Raw genomic sequence first — 14614 nt, 5'->3', positions numbered from 1 at the left:
TTCCTTACCTCAAGAAGACAGGTAAGACGAACGGGTCAGGCCCAGGCGCAAGGCGTCGAGGAACTGCGTGCGTTCGGCGGCGGTGATGCGCGCACTGGCACACTTGTCGCGGTAGTGGGTCATCAGCTCTTCCGGCGACAAATGCACGTAACGCAGCATGTCTTCGATGGTGTCGTGGGTTTCGATACCCGCGTGGTACACGCTGCCGTCGGCATTCTGGTAGATGTTCACCGAGTCGGTGTCACCGAACAGGTTGTGCATGTCGCCCAGAATTTCCTGATAGGCGCCGACCAGGAAGATCCCCAGCAGGTAGTCTTCGCCCTCGTTCAGTGCGTGCACTGGCAGGCTGGTCTCGATGCTCTGCTCGTCGACGTATTGCTTGATCTTGCCGTCGGAGTCGCAGGTCAGGTCTTGCAGCACCGCGCGGCGCAGCGGCTCTTCGTCGAGACGGTGCAGCGGCAGGATCGGCAGGACCTGGCCGATGGCCCAGGTGTCCGGCAGGCTCTGGAACACCGAGAAGTTGCAGATGTACTTGTCGGCCAGCTTGTCGTTGAGTTCGTCGAGCACCTGACGGTGGGAACGCTGACGCGCCTTCAACGAGTTGTGCAGGCGACGGCACACGGCGAAGTAGCACTGCTCGGCCAGGGCTTTTTCAGCCAGGGTCAGCTTGCCGTCGGCATACTGGGTCGCCACGTCGCTCATGTAGTGGGTGGCGCGCCAGTAGGTTTCGGTGACCATTTCGATGTCGGTCGGGCCGAGCAGGTCAACCAGCCACTGCACGGTTTCCGGCAGCGCTTCCTTGTTTTCGATCTGCGGCACGTCGTCGTTGTGTTTCTCGACGTCGGTGACTTGCACCACCAGCATGGCGTGGTGCGCGGTCAGGGAACGGCCGCTTTCGGAGAAGATGTTCGGGTGCGGCAGGCTCTGCGCGTCGCAGAATTCCTTGAGCATCCCGACCACGACACCGGCGTAATCGTCCATGTCGTAGTTGATCGAGCTGGCGTTGCGCGAATGCGTGCCGTCGTAGTCGACGCCCAGACCGCCCCCGACGTCGATGTGGTCAACCGGCAGGCCAAGGTTGCGCAACTCGCCGTAGTAGCGGATCGCTTCCTTGAAGCCGTGCTGGTAGTCCGCCAGGTTGGCGATCTGCGAACCCATGTGGAAGTGCAGCAGGCGAATGCCCTGGTCCAGACCGGCCGCGCGGAAACGCTCGACCACCGACAGCAGTTGCGCCGCCGACAGACCGAATTTGGATTTTTCACCGCCGGTGTCCGCCCATTTGGACGATGCCAGCGACGACAGACGCACGCGCAGACCGACCTGCGGCTTGACCTTCAGCGAGGCGGCTTCTTCGATCACGAGGCCGACTTCGGACTCTTTCTCGATCACGATGAACACGTTGTGACCGAGCTTCTGGCCCATCAGCGCCAGACGGATGAACTCGCGGTCCTTGTAACCGTTGCAGACGATGGTGCCGCCCTTCGGCGCCAGTGCCAGCACGGCCAGCAGCTCCGGCTTGGAGCCGGCTTCCAGACCGATGGAAACATCCTGCGTGGCGATGATGTTTTCGATCACCGCTTCTTGCTGGTTCACCTTGATCGGGTACAGCGCGGTGTACTTGCTCTGGTACTCCAGACGCTCGATATTCGAATCGAAGGCGCCGGTCAGTTGACGCACGCGGTCTTGCAGGATGTCCGGGAAACGGACCAGCAATGGCAAGGACAGGCCGCTCTGGCGCAGCTGGTCGACTTGCTCGAAGAGGTCGATAGGCGAACTGGTCGGACCGTTCGGACGAACTTCGACGCGACCGGCGTCATTGATCGCGAAATACCCGGCCCCCCAATGGCGAATCCCGTAAACACTGCGGCTGTCCGCAACTGTCCATTGGCTGCCATCGTCTTTGCGTGTGCGTCGTACGGACATTGAAGTCCCCTATAAAGAAGTCATAGAGCGTCGCCTGGGTTCAGGCCGGCGCAGTCTAAAGGATGAAAATGACGGTTCGTCAACGAGGGGATAGACCTCGCTGACCGCAGTGAGTTTAGAAACCGGTCAGAACAGGCTCTGTGAAAACCATGTAGGCGACACCGGACCACAAGCAAATCAGGACCAGGTCAAGCCGAGGGTGGTTTTCACAGAGGCTGCTAGCCGCCGGACTTCTTTGCCTTGAAACCGAGTTTGATCAGCTCGCCCAACAGCAGCTCAACATGATCGCCCTGGATCTCAATGATTCCGTCTTTCAACGCCCCACCGGTGCCACAGCGTTTCTTCAACGTGGTGGCCAGGTCCTTGAGCGCGTCTTCTGCCAACGGCACGCCGGTGATGGTGGTCACCGTCTTGCCGCCACGGCCCTTGCTTTCGCGACGCACGCGAGCGATGCCGTCGCCGGCCGGGATAACGGTCTGTTTGCAGATACAGGCGTCCACCGGTTTACTGCAATCCGGGCAATGACGACCTGCGTCGGTGGAAAATACCAGGCCACCAAGGGCGGCGAAGGATGCGGCTTTTTTGGCCACCGGCAATCCTCTTGGGAGGACAAAGACTGGTCGCGGCACTTGGGCAAGTGCCATCGACCGCGAAGCCCCACTCAGGCAGGGGCAGCGCTACTGAACCAGAAATTGCCGGTTCAGCTTGAAAAGGTCGCGCAGTGTAACGGCAAAAAGCCGACTTGCTAAGAGCCAATCGGCGCCAATTTATGCCTCTTTTGCGACGTCGTCGCCACGAGCCCGGAGATAGCGCTTCAACGCGGCCAGAGAGTCCGGGCAGTAAGGCTTTTCGTCGATTTCCCGAAGCACTTGATCGATTGGCAAAAAGCGCGCCTCGAGCACCTCTTCCGGTTGCAGGATCAACGGCCCGTCCCACACCGCCGAAAATGCCGAACACCACAAACGATTGCCGGTGTCTTCGAAGAAAAAGTGATCATGGGCCGTGAGTTCCACACCGCCCACGCCCAACTCTTCTTCGAGCTCGCGGGCGGCCGACTCGGCGTAGGTTTCGCTGGCGAGCACCATGCCCCCCGCTGCCACGTCCCAATAACCGGGATAAATCGCTTTGCTCAGGGTGCGCCGGTGAACGCAGAGTTCACCAGCCGAATTGAACAGCATGATGTAGGTGCCGCGCCCGATCAGCCCGCGCTCGCGCAGGTCCGAGCGAACCAGTGCGCCGAGCAGGTTGTCCCGCTCGTCGACCCAGGCGATCTGTTCGGCATCCGAGGCTGCACGGTGGGCGGCCTCTTTGGCGTTATCGACCATGACTCAACCCTGATTGAGCAGTTGACGCAAATCGATCACTGCAGCGTTGGCCCGGGAAATGTAATTGGCCATGACCAGCGAGTGGTTGGCCAGTACGCCGAAGCCGCTCCCGTTGAGGATCATCGGGCTCCAGACCGGCTCCTGCGACGCTTCCAGTTCACGAATGATCTGGCGCACGCTGACGGTCGCGTTCTTCTTCGCCAGCACATCGGCGAAGTCGACTTCGATGGCGCGCAGCAAGTGGGACAAGGCCCAGGCCTGACCGCGAGCTTCATAGAACACGTTGTCGATCTGCATCCACGGGGTTTCGACGATCTCCTCGTCAACCTGTGGCACCTGACCCGGCGCCACCACTTCAGTCTTCAGCGCGGTGTTGAGCTTGACCCGACCAACGCTGGCCGACAGGCGTTGCGACAGCGAACCCAAACGGGTGCCGACATCGCCCAGCCAGTTGTTCAGGTTGTCGGCGCGAGCGTAGAACAGCGCGTTTTTCTGCGAAGGATCGGACAGGCGCGCCTGATAGCGGCTCAGGGAACTGATGCCTTCCTGATACTCGGACTCGCTGGAGGGCAGCACCCAGCTTTTATTGTCGAAGTTGAAACGCGGCTCGGCCTTGGCCAGATCGGAGTCTTCGGCCGATTGCGATTGCGAGCGGGCGAAGTCTTTACGCAACGCCCGCGTCAAGTCGCGGACCTGGACCAGCACCCCGTATTCCCAGCTCGGCGTGTTGTCCATCCACAGACCCGGCGGGAAACGGTCGTTGGAGATGTAGCCGCCCGGTTTGGTCAGCAAGGTATCGGCAACGGTCTTGAGGGTTTCGACCGTGGTGTAGCCGATGACCATCTGCTTGCCTTCTTTTTCAGCCGCCAGTTGGGCGTTCTGTTGGACCGGGAACAGCGCCGGTTCCTGGCTCCAATACCAACCCAGCGCAATCGCGACCAGCAGATAAAGACCAATCAGTGTGGCCAGCGCCCGGCTGAACAAGAGGCCGCCGAGGTAACTGCGGGTGGCCGATTTCGGTTCGGCGGCACGTTCAGGCGCGCTGCCCGCGCGGTTCTTCCAGTCCAGCATGGCGATATCCTTTCAATCACTTGAGTTCATCGGTTCGACCACAACCATACAACAACGTGCCTTTGCCCGGCACCCGTCGTCGGGTTATCCGGATAAATTTGCGTCGGTAGCTGTGACAACCGTGCGCCCCTGAACTCAAGCGCCGCCCGGGTTAAACGCCGATGATCGCCATCGATATCTGCTGCACCCCGGGCGATACAAACAAATGAGCGATGCCCGCGCCGTCGGTTCTGCGCGGCGCCGTGCCTCCATCCACCCTCGCGATGTAGTGACGCTGCGGCAGCGGCTCACCGGTTACGCTGTCTACGAGGAGAAAGATTTTTGGTGACCTCGAAGGCTGGACGGGCGGGTTTTGCATCAGCTCCATCACCCTTGGATCAAAGGCCCGATTGGGCATTTTCCAGTCAGCGTAGTCGGCTTCAGGCCTGACCAATCGCCATTCTCCCCGCTCGATCAGGTCAAGCACCTCGCTGTCGATATCGATCAGCAGCCCCCGACGCAACTCGTTCATGCCATCGATGGGCTGCCGATCCAGCAGCGCCTGGCGCACAAGCTCCAGCGCTTGCTCACGGGGCCAGGCATGTTGGCGCTCCCGTTCGGACAGATCGAACTCGTTGACCAGCCTCATCCCTGCTCCTCGGTGTTCCACTCATCAGAACCCATGGTGCGGCTGACTTCATGCCGCCAATTAATTCGCCGGTAACTGAAGTGGACTTTCTCCAGTTGAGTCAGGTGCGCGGTGCCGGGATCCTGGCAATGGGGCATCAGCACTTCAGCGCCGATGATCAGCGCGTCTTCCAGCTCCATTGTGTAGAAATGCTCTTGGGAGCCCTGAGCCGAGGTGCGATACCACTCGACGCGGCACTCTTTGAGCAACTCTCCCGAACATAAAGCGTTGTTGATCAGCGGTGTCGCTTTGTCGATGGTCTTGGTGATGATCAAGGGCTTGTGCATCCGACGCCCGCTCCCCGACCCATTCGGCACGAAAATGCCATGGCTCAGGGCTTGAATCATGATCCGGTCTTCACGGCCCACCTGGTAAACGTTGCCGACTGAAGCCTCGGTAAAAGCACCAGCGCTGATCAGGCCTTGTCGCTCGCCACGAAGGGTCATGAAGGCGGGGGTTGGCATGGTGGGGCTCCTTTTTTATTTGGGTTGCGGGGCGGGGAAGTGACTGGGCTCGACGCGCATGTCTTCGATTTCGTCGAAGGGCGTCCAGGGTTTGGCGAGTGCAAGGGTGATGAGGTAGCGCTCCTCGGTGGGGTTTCGATAATCCTCGAAACGTCCCAATATCAGCATGGCCTGATACTTGTCGCCCGCCTGCCAATAGGATCGCCCAGAGAGAATTCCTTTACTCAAGTAGGCCCGCCACTCAGGGGTATCGGCGATCGTGGGGTTGTTTCGTAGCCCCTTTGCCACCCAACCTTTTTCACGCCATTGGTCTTGCAGATCGAGAACTACCTTGAGGGCATCATCGATTAGCAGCGGTTCGACCTGCGGGGACATGCGGATACCGGAAATGACATAGTCGTCAAAATTGACAGTGAAGAAGCGCGCCGCCGGCGTGGTGAACCCGAACTGTGGATCAACAAATCGCAATCGTGCGTCGGTCATGGGAATGCCGAACCAGATGCGGTCACGGATCTCCGGACTAAAGGGAGCTGAAGAGTTTCTGAGCAGGTTTTCATACGTCCCCCCCATTTCCACGACGATTTCGGGTTCATCCCAGAGAGGTTGCGTCAAGCGGTGTATGACGACCCACGTCAGGCCAGCCAGGACAAGAAGATAGGCGCCGCAGCGCCAGCCGAACAAATGTGGTCGCATACTCAATACCTGCTACCAGTCGATGCGATTTCGTTGATCGACTGTTCAAGCACACTTCGGCTCGTGTCGTTAAGCATCTGATTACAGCGTGCCGCTGCCCGAAACCCGGAAGCAACTTGCATAAAAGCGCTCCTTTTTATTTGGGTTGTGGGGCGGGGAAGTGACTGGGCTCGTCGTACATGTCTTCGATTTCGTCGAAGGGCGTCCAGGGCTTGGCGAGTGCAAGGGTGATGAGGTAGCGCTCCTCGGTGGGGTTTCGATAATCCTCGAAACGTCCCAATATCAGCATGGCCTGGTACTTATCCCCCGCCAGCCAATAGGACCGTCCGGCAAGAATTCCTCTGCGAAGCCATTCACGCCATTCAGGGGTATCGGCGATCGTGGGATTGTTTCGTAGCCCCTTTGCCACCCAGCCTTTTTCACGCCATTGGTCTTGCAGGTCGAGAACTACCTTGAGGGCATCATCGATTAGTAGTGGCTCTATCTGCGGAGACATGCGGATGCTGCTAACGATATTGTCGTCAAATACAACAGTGAAAAAGCGCGCTCTCGGTGTGAGGAATTCGTACTGCGGATCGATTAATCGAAGACGCGCATCCGTCTTGGGAAGGCCCATCCAGACGTGCCCGGGGACCATAGGGCTGAAGGGAACTGAAGAATGTTTGCGTAAGGTTTCGTAGGTACCGCCCATTTCCAATGCGATGACCGGCTCTTGCGATAGAGACTCAACTAACTGATTTGTAGCCATCCATAGCAGAACAGCCAGAAACAGCAAACCCGCCCCAAGCCGCCAGCGGTCGATACCTGGCCGCAGACTCATGGGATTACCTGCCCAGACGCAATCTCGATGATCGACTGCTCAAGCACACTTCGGTTCGTGTCGTTAAGCATCTGATCAAAGCGTGCTGCAGCGCGAAGTACGAAAGGCATTCGCTGCTGGATATCCGACAAGTCCGCCAGCGGGTTATTGCTGAAACCAATGGTGCGCTCATCCTCGACGCGCTCGCATTGGCTGGTAAGGGTCAACTCAATCGCTTTGGCAGCGCCTGAAGGAAACCCCGTGACATAGGATGCGTGGTTGGCACGCAGTAAGCTGACCAACTGCCGATCCTTGTAAATAGTTGGCTGGAGAATATTCTGTTGCTCATGCCAAGCTAGATGCTCAACGCTCCCGGCAATATCTCCGTCCTCTATCGCCTCAAAACCCAGCAAAATCTCGGGGTAATCCAGCCCGTATTCCAGCTTCTCCTTCCCCACCGGCCACATCACCGGAAACTTCGGATGCCCAAATATTCCCGCCCGGGCTTCCAGACACTTTTTCAACTCTCTGAACCCGCGTTTCGCATAAAACTCATGCAACGGAAAAACATCCAGAAACAGCGTGGTATTCCCCAGTGCCATCATGTCGTGCACATGCCGGAACTGTTGTTGCACCAACGACAAGTCGTCCCCCGTTGCACGAAAATCCACAGAGGGCACCGGATTACGTGCATCCGCTTCTTTATATTCACGCAGCTCACCCGCCTGCTCGGACATCTTGTCTGGCGTCAACAGCCCGAACTCGCGGCGGCTATCGCGCACACGCTGTCGCGACTCATATTCATCTCGAATATGTTCAATACTGTCCGCCGCATGCAGCAACCCGCAGCCGACCTGCTTGGAGGCAAAGGCCGCCAGCCCGGCCCACTGAAACCTTGAATCGTGCAGCCACAGGCGAGCGTAGGCAGCGTTGATCACGCGGTTGCGCTCTACCGGGTCGGCAATCAGTACACCACCGGGGGCAACAATCTCTTCCGCCTCGCGCTGGTAGTGTCGCCATAGGCAGGCGCACGTAAGGATTGGCACTTCGGTAATGAGCGTCTTGGTGCCGTAAAGCAGCTCCTCTCTGCATTCACATTCAGCTACGGGGGTGCTGTTGTGGTTGAGGCGCTGCTGATCGCTGGGGTGGTCTTTGAAACACTGGGTCATGATTCACGGCTGGCATCTAAGGGTTTCCCTGACACCCTACCAGCCAAAAAACCGGCTCGAATCCAGCACGCTAAAAACCAGAATCCCCCGACAAATAACACTCGCGGAGCTGACGGACGCTTCGCACAAAAACAAAAAAATTGCCCTGAGACGCCTAACCCACGGGCCTTTCCAAATAGCCTGGAGGCATTTTCAGACCTGCCAGTCAGAAACTGAATGATGTCGCTTTGCAGATTATTGACATACGACACTCATGCGACTGAAAAGAGGTGCTAGCATAGAGCCACCAGTCGATCTCAGCATGAACCCTAACTAGTAGTCAGGATATGACCGAGCCAGAAGACCCCAGCCGTGAGCGCCTCAAGCACCACTTTGCCCAGCGGGTAATTCATCAGGCACGTCAAATTCTTGAGATCTGGCAGCGCCTGCAACGCAGTGAGTGGTCCACCACCGACTTATCGGAGTTGAGCGAAGCGAACCTGCGCCTGCTGCGTTTCGCCGAGCGTTTCGAACAACCGGAACACTCGCAACTGGCGCGCCACATCGGCCAGTCGCTGGAGGCTGTCGACGCCAATCGCGGACGCCTAAGCAGCGGCCTGATCACTGACCTCAATCGCTTGATGCAGCGCCTGTCGCGCACCGGGCTGCGCCATGGCGATCAGCTCGAACAAACCTTTTTGCCACCGCTGCGCAAACCGATCTACGTGATGCTGCAGGATCACGACCGTGCCGAGCGCCTGGCCAAACAACTGGAATTTTTCGGGCTCAGCGCCCAGTCCCTCGACAGCGTGGCAGCGTTTCGCTCCTCGATGGTCGAGCGTTTGCCCGCCGCGATCGTCATGGACGTGGACTTCAGCGGCCCCGGCATCGGCCTGAAACTGGCCGCCGAAGCCCAGGTCGGTCTGGATGAGCCGTTGCCGTTGCTGTTTTTCAGCCTGCTCGAAACCGACACCCCGACCCGCCTCGCCGCCGTGCGCGCCGGCGGCCAGGAATTTCTCACCGGCACGCTTGAAGCCTCGAGCCTGCTGGAGAAGATCGAAGTCCTGACCTGCGTCGCGCAGTACGAACCTTATAAAGTACTGATCATCGACGACTCCCGCGCTCAGGCGTTGCACACCGAGCGCCTGCTCAACAGCGCCGGGATCGTTACGCGGACCTTGATCGAGCCGATCCAGGCCATGGCCGAACTGGCGGACTTCCAGCCCGACCTGATCATTCTCGACATGTATATGCCGGCCTGCACCGGCACTGAACTGGCGAAAGTGATCCGCCACAACGACCGCTATGTCAGCGTGCCGATCATTTACCTGTCGGCCGAAGATGATCTGGACAAGCAACTCGACGCCATGAGCGAGGGCGGCGACGACTTCCTGACCAAACCGATCAAGCCCCGGCACCTGATCACCACCGTGCGCAACCGCGCGGCGCGGGCGCGCAATCTGAAAGCACGGATGGTCCGCGACAGCCTCACCGGGCTCTACAACCACACGCACATCCTGCAATTGCTTGAAGACTGCACCTTCCGCGCCCGTCGCGAGAGCAAGCCGCTGAGCTTTGCGATGCTCGACATCGACCACTTCAAACGGGTCAACGACAGCCACGGCCACCCCATGGGCGACCGTGTGATCAAGAGCCTGGCGCTGTTCCTCAAGCAGCGTTTGCGCAAAACCGATTTCATCGGCCGCTACGGTGGTGAAGAATTCGCCATCGTCATGCCGGACACCGATATCGAAGCAGCCTGCAAAGTCCTCGACGAAATCCGTCAGCGCTTCGCCGAAATCCACTACCCCGCTCAGCCCCAGGACCTCTGGTGCACCTTCAGCGCCGGGGTGGTCGAACTGTGCGAAGACTCCGACGGCCTGATGATGGCCAGCCAGGCGGACGAGGCGCTGTACCGCGCCAAGCATGCCGGGCGCAACCGCGTACAAGCCGCACGGACATCAAAGCAAAGTGCCACCTTTTCATCAGAATCGACCCATTCAGTCATAACCCTGTAACAGAAACGCAATAACTTCAGGCACTTACCATTTCGCCGTTGGTAGTCCCGCGATGCGCCTGAAGCTGCTGACCAATCTCAACACCCTCCTTTTAGTCGCCGTGTGCGTGGCCCTCGGCGCTACGCTGTGGTGGTCGCAAAAAGCCCTGGAACGCCCCTATTTGTTGATGGAGCGCTACCTCGGGTTGTCCCAACAATTTCAGAATGAAGTGGCGCGTAATATCGAGGATTACCTCGCCAGCGGCGATGCCCTGCGCCTGAGCAGCGCCAGTCAGGCCATCGACGGCTTGCAAAAGGAACTCGCCGAGTTACCCCCGACGTTGGCCGACAGCTTGCGACCGAGCCTGTCGAACCTGGATGAATTCAGCAAAACCGACCTGCTGGCCGCCGGCAAACTCGCGGGCGATCCTCAGGCGCTGCTGCTGCAAGCCGAACGCGAACTCGGCGCCAGCCTCGACCAACTGAGTCAATACGCCAGCGCTGATGCAAGCTATCTGACGCCACTGCTCGCGGCCTCTCAACACTTGGGCAAACTCTCTCTGGCGCGGGACAAACTGGTCAGCAGCGGCCGCAGCGAACTGGCGGCAGATGTTGAACGCGAAGTCACCAGTATCCGCGCTCAAGCAGAACGCCTGAATGCCCTGCCGCTGCTCGGCGTTGCCAGTAAAAGTGAATCGGACACGGATGATTTCGCGGCGCTGATGGGCCTGGAGAACACCGAAAAAACCGTTGCGGAAGATGCCGGCGTCGGCCTCAAACGCGAGCTCAACAGCCTGCTGACACGCTATCCCGCAGAGCTAGCGCGCACCCGCGAGCAGATCCAGAAACGCGCCGACCTCAGTGCCGCGACTCACCAGAAGATCGCTGCCGTGCAACAGTCCATCGCCGGGCTGGAACCGGCGGTCCGTGCCCAGCACGGGCAGATCCAGAGCGAAGTACGACTGATGCAAGGGGTGATGATCGGCCTGATTCTGCTGATCGCCTTGCTCATCGACACCCTGCAACGGCGCCTGGCCCGGACGCTGACCAATCTTGCGCCAGCGCTCTCGACCTGGGCCGAAGGCGACTTCAGCCGCGACATCGAATTGGGCAAGACCAATCGCGAATTGCATGACATCCAGGCCTCGCTCAATCGGCTGCGCGCCTACCTCGTCGATCTGGTGGGGACCATCCGCCTCAACGCCGAGCAGGTCGCCGGTAGCAGCCGCACCCTGGCCGAGTTGAGCAATGATTTGCACAGCGGCGCCGAGCATCAGGCGGGTGATACGGCGTTGATCCGCGACTCCCTCGGCGAACTGGAAGCGACCATTCAACAAGTCGCCGGCGATGCCAGTCAGGCTGCCGACGCCAGCCGTCATGCTGGATTGGCGGTGGAACACGGACAGAAAGTCATCGGTTTGAGCCTCACCGGGCTGCACGCATTGGTCGATGAAGTGCAAGGCAATGCTCAGATGATCGAACACCTGGCCTCGGAATCGGCCACCATCGGCGGCGTGCTGACGGTGATTCGCTCAATTGCCGACCAGACCAACCTGCTGGCCCTCAACGCCGCCATTGAAGCGGCCCGTGCCGGGGAAATGGGTCGCGGTTTTGCCGTCGTGGCTGAAGAGGTTCGCTCACTGGCGCAACGCACCGCGGGCGCCACGGCCGAAATTCAGGTCTTGATCGCCGGGTTACAAACGGCGGCGCAACAATCGGTGGAGGGCATGCGCGCGCAGGTCGAGCATGCTGAAGCCACGGCCAATCAAGCCCAGGCGGCCGACGGGGCGCTGGATAAAATCGTCGGGGCAATTCAGACCATTTCCGACACCGCCGTGCGCATCGCCGATGTCACGGCTCAGCAGAGCGGCGCCGTCAGCGAAATCCGCGACCACAGTGAGCGGATCCACCAATTGGGCGGGGATAACTTGCTGCGTATCGGTGAAGGCCGCGAGCAAGGCGAGCATTTGTTGGTGTTGGGTGGGCGGTTGCATACAGCCGTCCAGGCTTTCCGCGTCTGACCGACCGCCATCGCTGCGATCCGGCAAGCCAGCGCCTACAAGGACACCACCGTACCTGTAGGCGCTGGCGTGCCGGCGATGGCACCAGAACAAGCACCGCAAAACTCCCCGCCTGCACACCCCGCAACTGTCCGCTATCATGCCCCCAACTCCGATACGCGAGATCGTCATGCGCCGTTTGCTTTGCCTGTTGCTTTTAGTGCTCGCCCTGCCGGCCACCGCCGCCGGTTTGCTGGAGAGTCGGCCCAGTTCCACCCTGGGCTCGATCAACAACAGCGCGGATTTCCTGCCAGTGCGCGAAGCCTTTCAACTGAGCCTGGTAGAAAGCACGCCACAATCGATCAAGCTGCGTTTCGTCGCCACCGAGGGTTACTACCTCTACCGCCATCGCTTTCAGTTTCGTGCCGATCCCGCCGAGGTCGTCGTCGGCCCGGCGCAACTGCCCAAGGGCGAGCAGAAGCACGATGAGTACTTCGGCGACGTCGAGGTTTACCACGGGATTCTCGATGTAGAACTGCCGCGCAGCGATCAACGCGCCTTCACGCTCGCTGTGACCTATCAAGGTTGCGCCGACAAAGGCCTGTGCTATCCACCCGAGACTGAACGCCTGACGATCGAGGGCAGCGGCGGCACCACCACGAGTTGGAGCTGGCGAGCGCTGGCATTGTTCTTTCTTGCGGGCCTTGGCCTGACCTTCACCCCTTGCGTGCTGCCGATGCTGCCGATCCTGTCCGGCGTGGTGTTGCGCGGTCAGGTGGGTGGCTTGCGCGGCTTCAATCTGTCGCTCGCGTACGTGCTGCCGATGGCCGCCTGCTTCGCTTTGCTCGGTGCGCTGATGGGGATGTTCGGCGCGCAGCTCAATCTTCAGGCGCGGCTGCAATCGGCGTGGGTGCTGGTGCCGTTCGCGATGTTTTTTGCCGTGTTTGCCCTGGCGATGTTCGGCGTCTTCGAACTCAAGTTGCCGCAGGCGATCAGCAGTCGACTGGTCCGAATTGCCGGGCGCACCGAAGGCGGCTCGTTGTGGGGGGCGGCGGTGCTGGGCGTGGTTTCCAGCCTGCTGGTGTCGCCCTGCGTCTCGGCACCGCTGGCCGGCGCGTTGCTGTACATCAGCGCCAGTGGCGATGCGTTGGGCGGCGGCTTGAAACTGTTCATGCTCGGCCTCGGCATGGGCGCCCCGCTGTTGCTGGTCGCCACCGGCGGCGCCGCCTGGCTGCCGAAAAGCGGACCGTGGCTGGTCTATGTGAAAAACGCGATTGGCGTGTTGTTGCTGGGTCTGGCGATTGGTCTTCTCAGTCGGGTGTTGCCGGGGCAGATCACCTTGCTGCTGATCGGTTTACTCGCCGGTGGCGTCGGCTTGTTCATGGGCGCGCTGGAGTTCGTCTACAAACCTCCGCGAAAACGCGTAGGTCAGTTGCTCGGGATGTTCCTGCTGTTTTATGCGCTGGCCTGTTGGTACGGCGCCTTCAGTGGCCAGACCGATCCGCTCAACCCAATCGGCCAGCCGCGCCTCGTCAGCAGCAATGAGCAGCGGCAAGGCAGCAGCGACTGGCAAACCCTGACCACCCCGGCCGAACTGGATCGCGTGCTCAGTGAGGCCAAATCCTCCGGCACACCACTGCTGCTCGACTGGTACGCCGACTGGTGCATCAGCTGCAAAGTCATCGAACACGAAGTGCTCAACGACGCGAAGGTCGTCGAACGCCTCAAAGGCTATCGGCTGATCCGTTTCGACATCACTGCGAGCAACGCCGAGCAACGTGCGCTGCTCGACCGCTACAAACTGTTCGGCCCACCGGCGCTGATGTTTTTCGGCAAGGACGGTGTCGAACGCACCGAGGTGCGAGTGATCGGCGAGATCAACGCCACGGACTTCGCCGAACGTGTCGCCAAAGCAAATGACCGGATTTAATCACCCGGTCACATATTTCGCGCAAACATCGGCCATCGTGCTGGCTATTGCATAGAACTGGACAGTCACAAAGGCTTTGCGGCATAGTCGCCGGGTTCTGACAAATGCACATGGATAACAAGGAACAGCAGATGGCGACCCTATTGGTTCTGCACGGCCCCAACCTGAACTTGCTCGGCACCCGTGAACCGGGCACCTATGGCGCTACGACACTGGCACAGATCAACCAGGACCTGGAACGCCGCGCCCGCGAAGCCGGCCATCATTTGCTGCACCTGCAAAGCAACGCCGAGTACGAATTGATCGACCGCATCCACGCTGCCCGCGGCGAAGGTGTGGACTTCATTTTGATCAATCCAGCAGCTTTTACGCACACAAGTGTCGCATTACGTGACGCGCTGCTGGCGGTGAGCATCCCATTCATCGAAGTGCATTTGTCTAACGTGCACAAACGCGAACCTTTCCGCCATCACTCTTACTTCTCCGACGTAGCGGTGGGAGTGATCTGCGGCCTTGGCGCCAGCGGTTATCGACTGGCCCTGGAGGCTGCACTAGAGCAGCTTGAACAACAAGCTATACGCCCCTGACCGACCCTTGG

Annotated in this window: 13 protein-coding genes; 4 read left to right on the top strand and 9 right to left on the bottom strand. The window is 59.8% G+C overall.

The genetic code is table 11. The annotated features are described in order from the left end of the window. Positions 1-9: 9 nt before the first annotated feature. The 9 genes from speA to F8N43_RS26195 all read right to left on the bottom strand — a co-directional run bounded on the left by speA (position 10) and on the right by F8N43_RS26195 (position 8111). A complete protein-coding gene (gene speA / locus F8N43_RS26235) occupies positions 10-1923 on the bottom strand; it encodes an arginine decarboxylase (protein WP_150634526.1) in 1914 nt (637 codons plus the stop codon). Between the two features lie 218 nt (positions 1924-2141). Beyond that, the gene (locus F8N43_RS26230) at positions 2142-2513 is read right to left on the bottom strand and encodes a translation initiation factor Sui1 (protein WP_008031278.1); all 372 of its coding nucleotides are present in this window, start codon (positions 2511-2513) and stop codon (positions 2142-2144) included. Positions 2514-2690: 177 nt separating this feature from the next. Continuing rightward, positions 2691-3248 (bottom strand): NUDIX hydrolase, encoded by a 558-nt coding sequence (locus F8N43_RS26225; protein WP_150634525.1) that lies wholly within the window; start codon positions 3246-3248, stop codon positions 2691-2693. A 3-nt stretch (positions 3249-3251) separates the two neighbouring features. Next, complete coding sequence (locus F8N43_RS26220) at positions 3252-4319, bottom strand: DUF2333 family protein (protein WP_150634524.1); 1068 nt, start codon at positions 4317-4319, stop codon at positions 3252-3254. A gap of 151 nt (positions 4320-4470) precedes the next feature. Beyond that, entirely contained in the window at positions 4471-4947 is a 477-nt protein-coding gene (locus F8N43_RS26215; RefSeq protein WP_150639613.1) for a hypothetical protein, read from the bottom strand. Beyond that, positions 4944-5450, bottom strand: a complete 507-nt coding sequence (locus F8N43_RS26210; protein WP_150634522.1) for an Hcp family type VI secretion system effector — start codon at positions 5448-5450, stop codon at positions 4944-4946. Before F8N43_RS26210 ends, F8N43_RS26215 begins: the two co-directional genes overlap by 4 nt. A gap of 15 nt (positions 5451-5465) precedes the next feature. Continuing rightward, the gene (locus F8N43_RS26205; RefSeq protein WP_412072602.1) at positions 5466-6143 is read right to left on the bottom strand and encodes a hypothetical protein; all 678 of its coding nucleotides are present in this window, start codon (positions 6141-6143) and stop codon (positions 5466-5468) included. Between the two features lie 136 nt (positions 6144-6279). Further along, a complete protein-coding gene (locus F8N43_RS26200; protein ID WP_150654563.1) occupies positions 6280-6963 on the bottom strand; it encodes a hypothetical protein in 684 nt (227 codons plus the stop codon). Next, a complete protein-coding gene (locus F8N43_RS26195) occupies positions 6960-8111 on the bottom strand; it encodes a DUF2515 family protein (protein ID WP_150654562.1) in 1152 nt (383 codons plus the stop codon). The genes F8N43_RS26200 and F8N43_RS26195 overlap by 4 nt, the downstream gene beginning before the upstream one ends. A gap of 326 nt (positions 8112-8437) precedes the next feature. Here F8N43_RS26195 and gcbA point away from each other — a divergent pair, with 326 nt between their 5' ends. The 4 genes from gcbA to aroQ all read left to right on the top strand — a co-directional run bounded on the left by gcbA (position 8438) and on the right by aroQ (position 14603). Further along, positions 8438-10108 carry a diguanylate cyclase GcbA gene (gene gcbA / locus F8N43_RS26190; RefSeq protein WP_150633362.1) on the top strand — a complete coding sequence of 557 codons (1671 nt, stop codon included), beginning with the start codon at positions 8438-8440 and terminating at the stop codon, positions 10106-10108. 52 nt (positions 10109-10160) lie between these two features. Further along, on the top strand, positions 10161-12107 hold the full coding sequence (locus F8N43_RS26185) for a methyl-accepting chemotaxis protein (protein WP_150639618.1): 1947 nt from the start codon (positions 10161-10163) through the stop codon (positions 12105-12107). 169 nt (positions 12108-12276) lie between these two features. Continuing rightward, positions 12277-14016 carry a protein-disulfide reductase DsbD gene (locus tag F8N43_RS26180; protein ID WP_150654561.1) on the top strand — a complete coding sequence of 580 codons (1740 nt, stop codon included), beginning with the start codon at positions 12277-12279 and terminating at the stop codon, positions 14014-14016. A gap of 131 nt (positions 14017-14147) precedes the next feature. After that, positions 14148-14603 carry a type II 3-dehydroquinate dehydratase gene (aroQ, locus tag F8N43_RS26175; RefSeq protein ID WP_007947649.1) on the top strand — a complete coding sequence of 152 codons (456 nt, stop codon included), beginning with the start codon at positions 14148-14150 and terminating at the stop codon, positions 14601-14603. Positions 14604-14614 lie beyond the last annotated feature (11 nt).

This window comes from Pseudomonas fluorescens (assembly GCF_902498065.1).
Classification (GTDB): domain Bacteria; phylum Pseudomonadota; class Gammaproteobacteria; order Pseudomonadales; family Pseudomonadaceae; genus Aquipseudomonas; species Aquipseudomonas fluorescens_BJ.
Note: the sequence above shows the minus strand (reverse complement) of the source record. Positions and strands in the feature narration are given on the sequence as shown.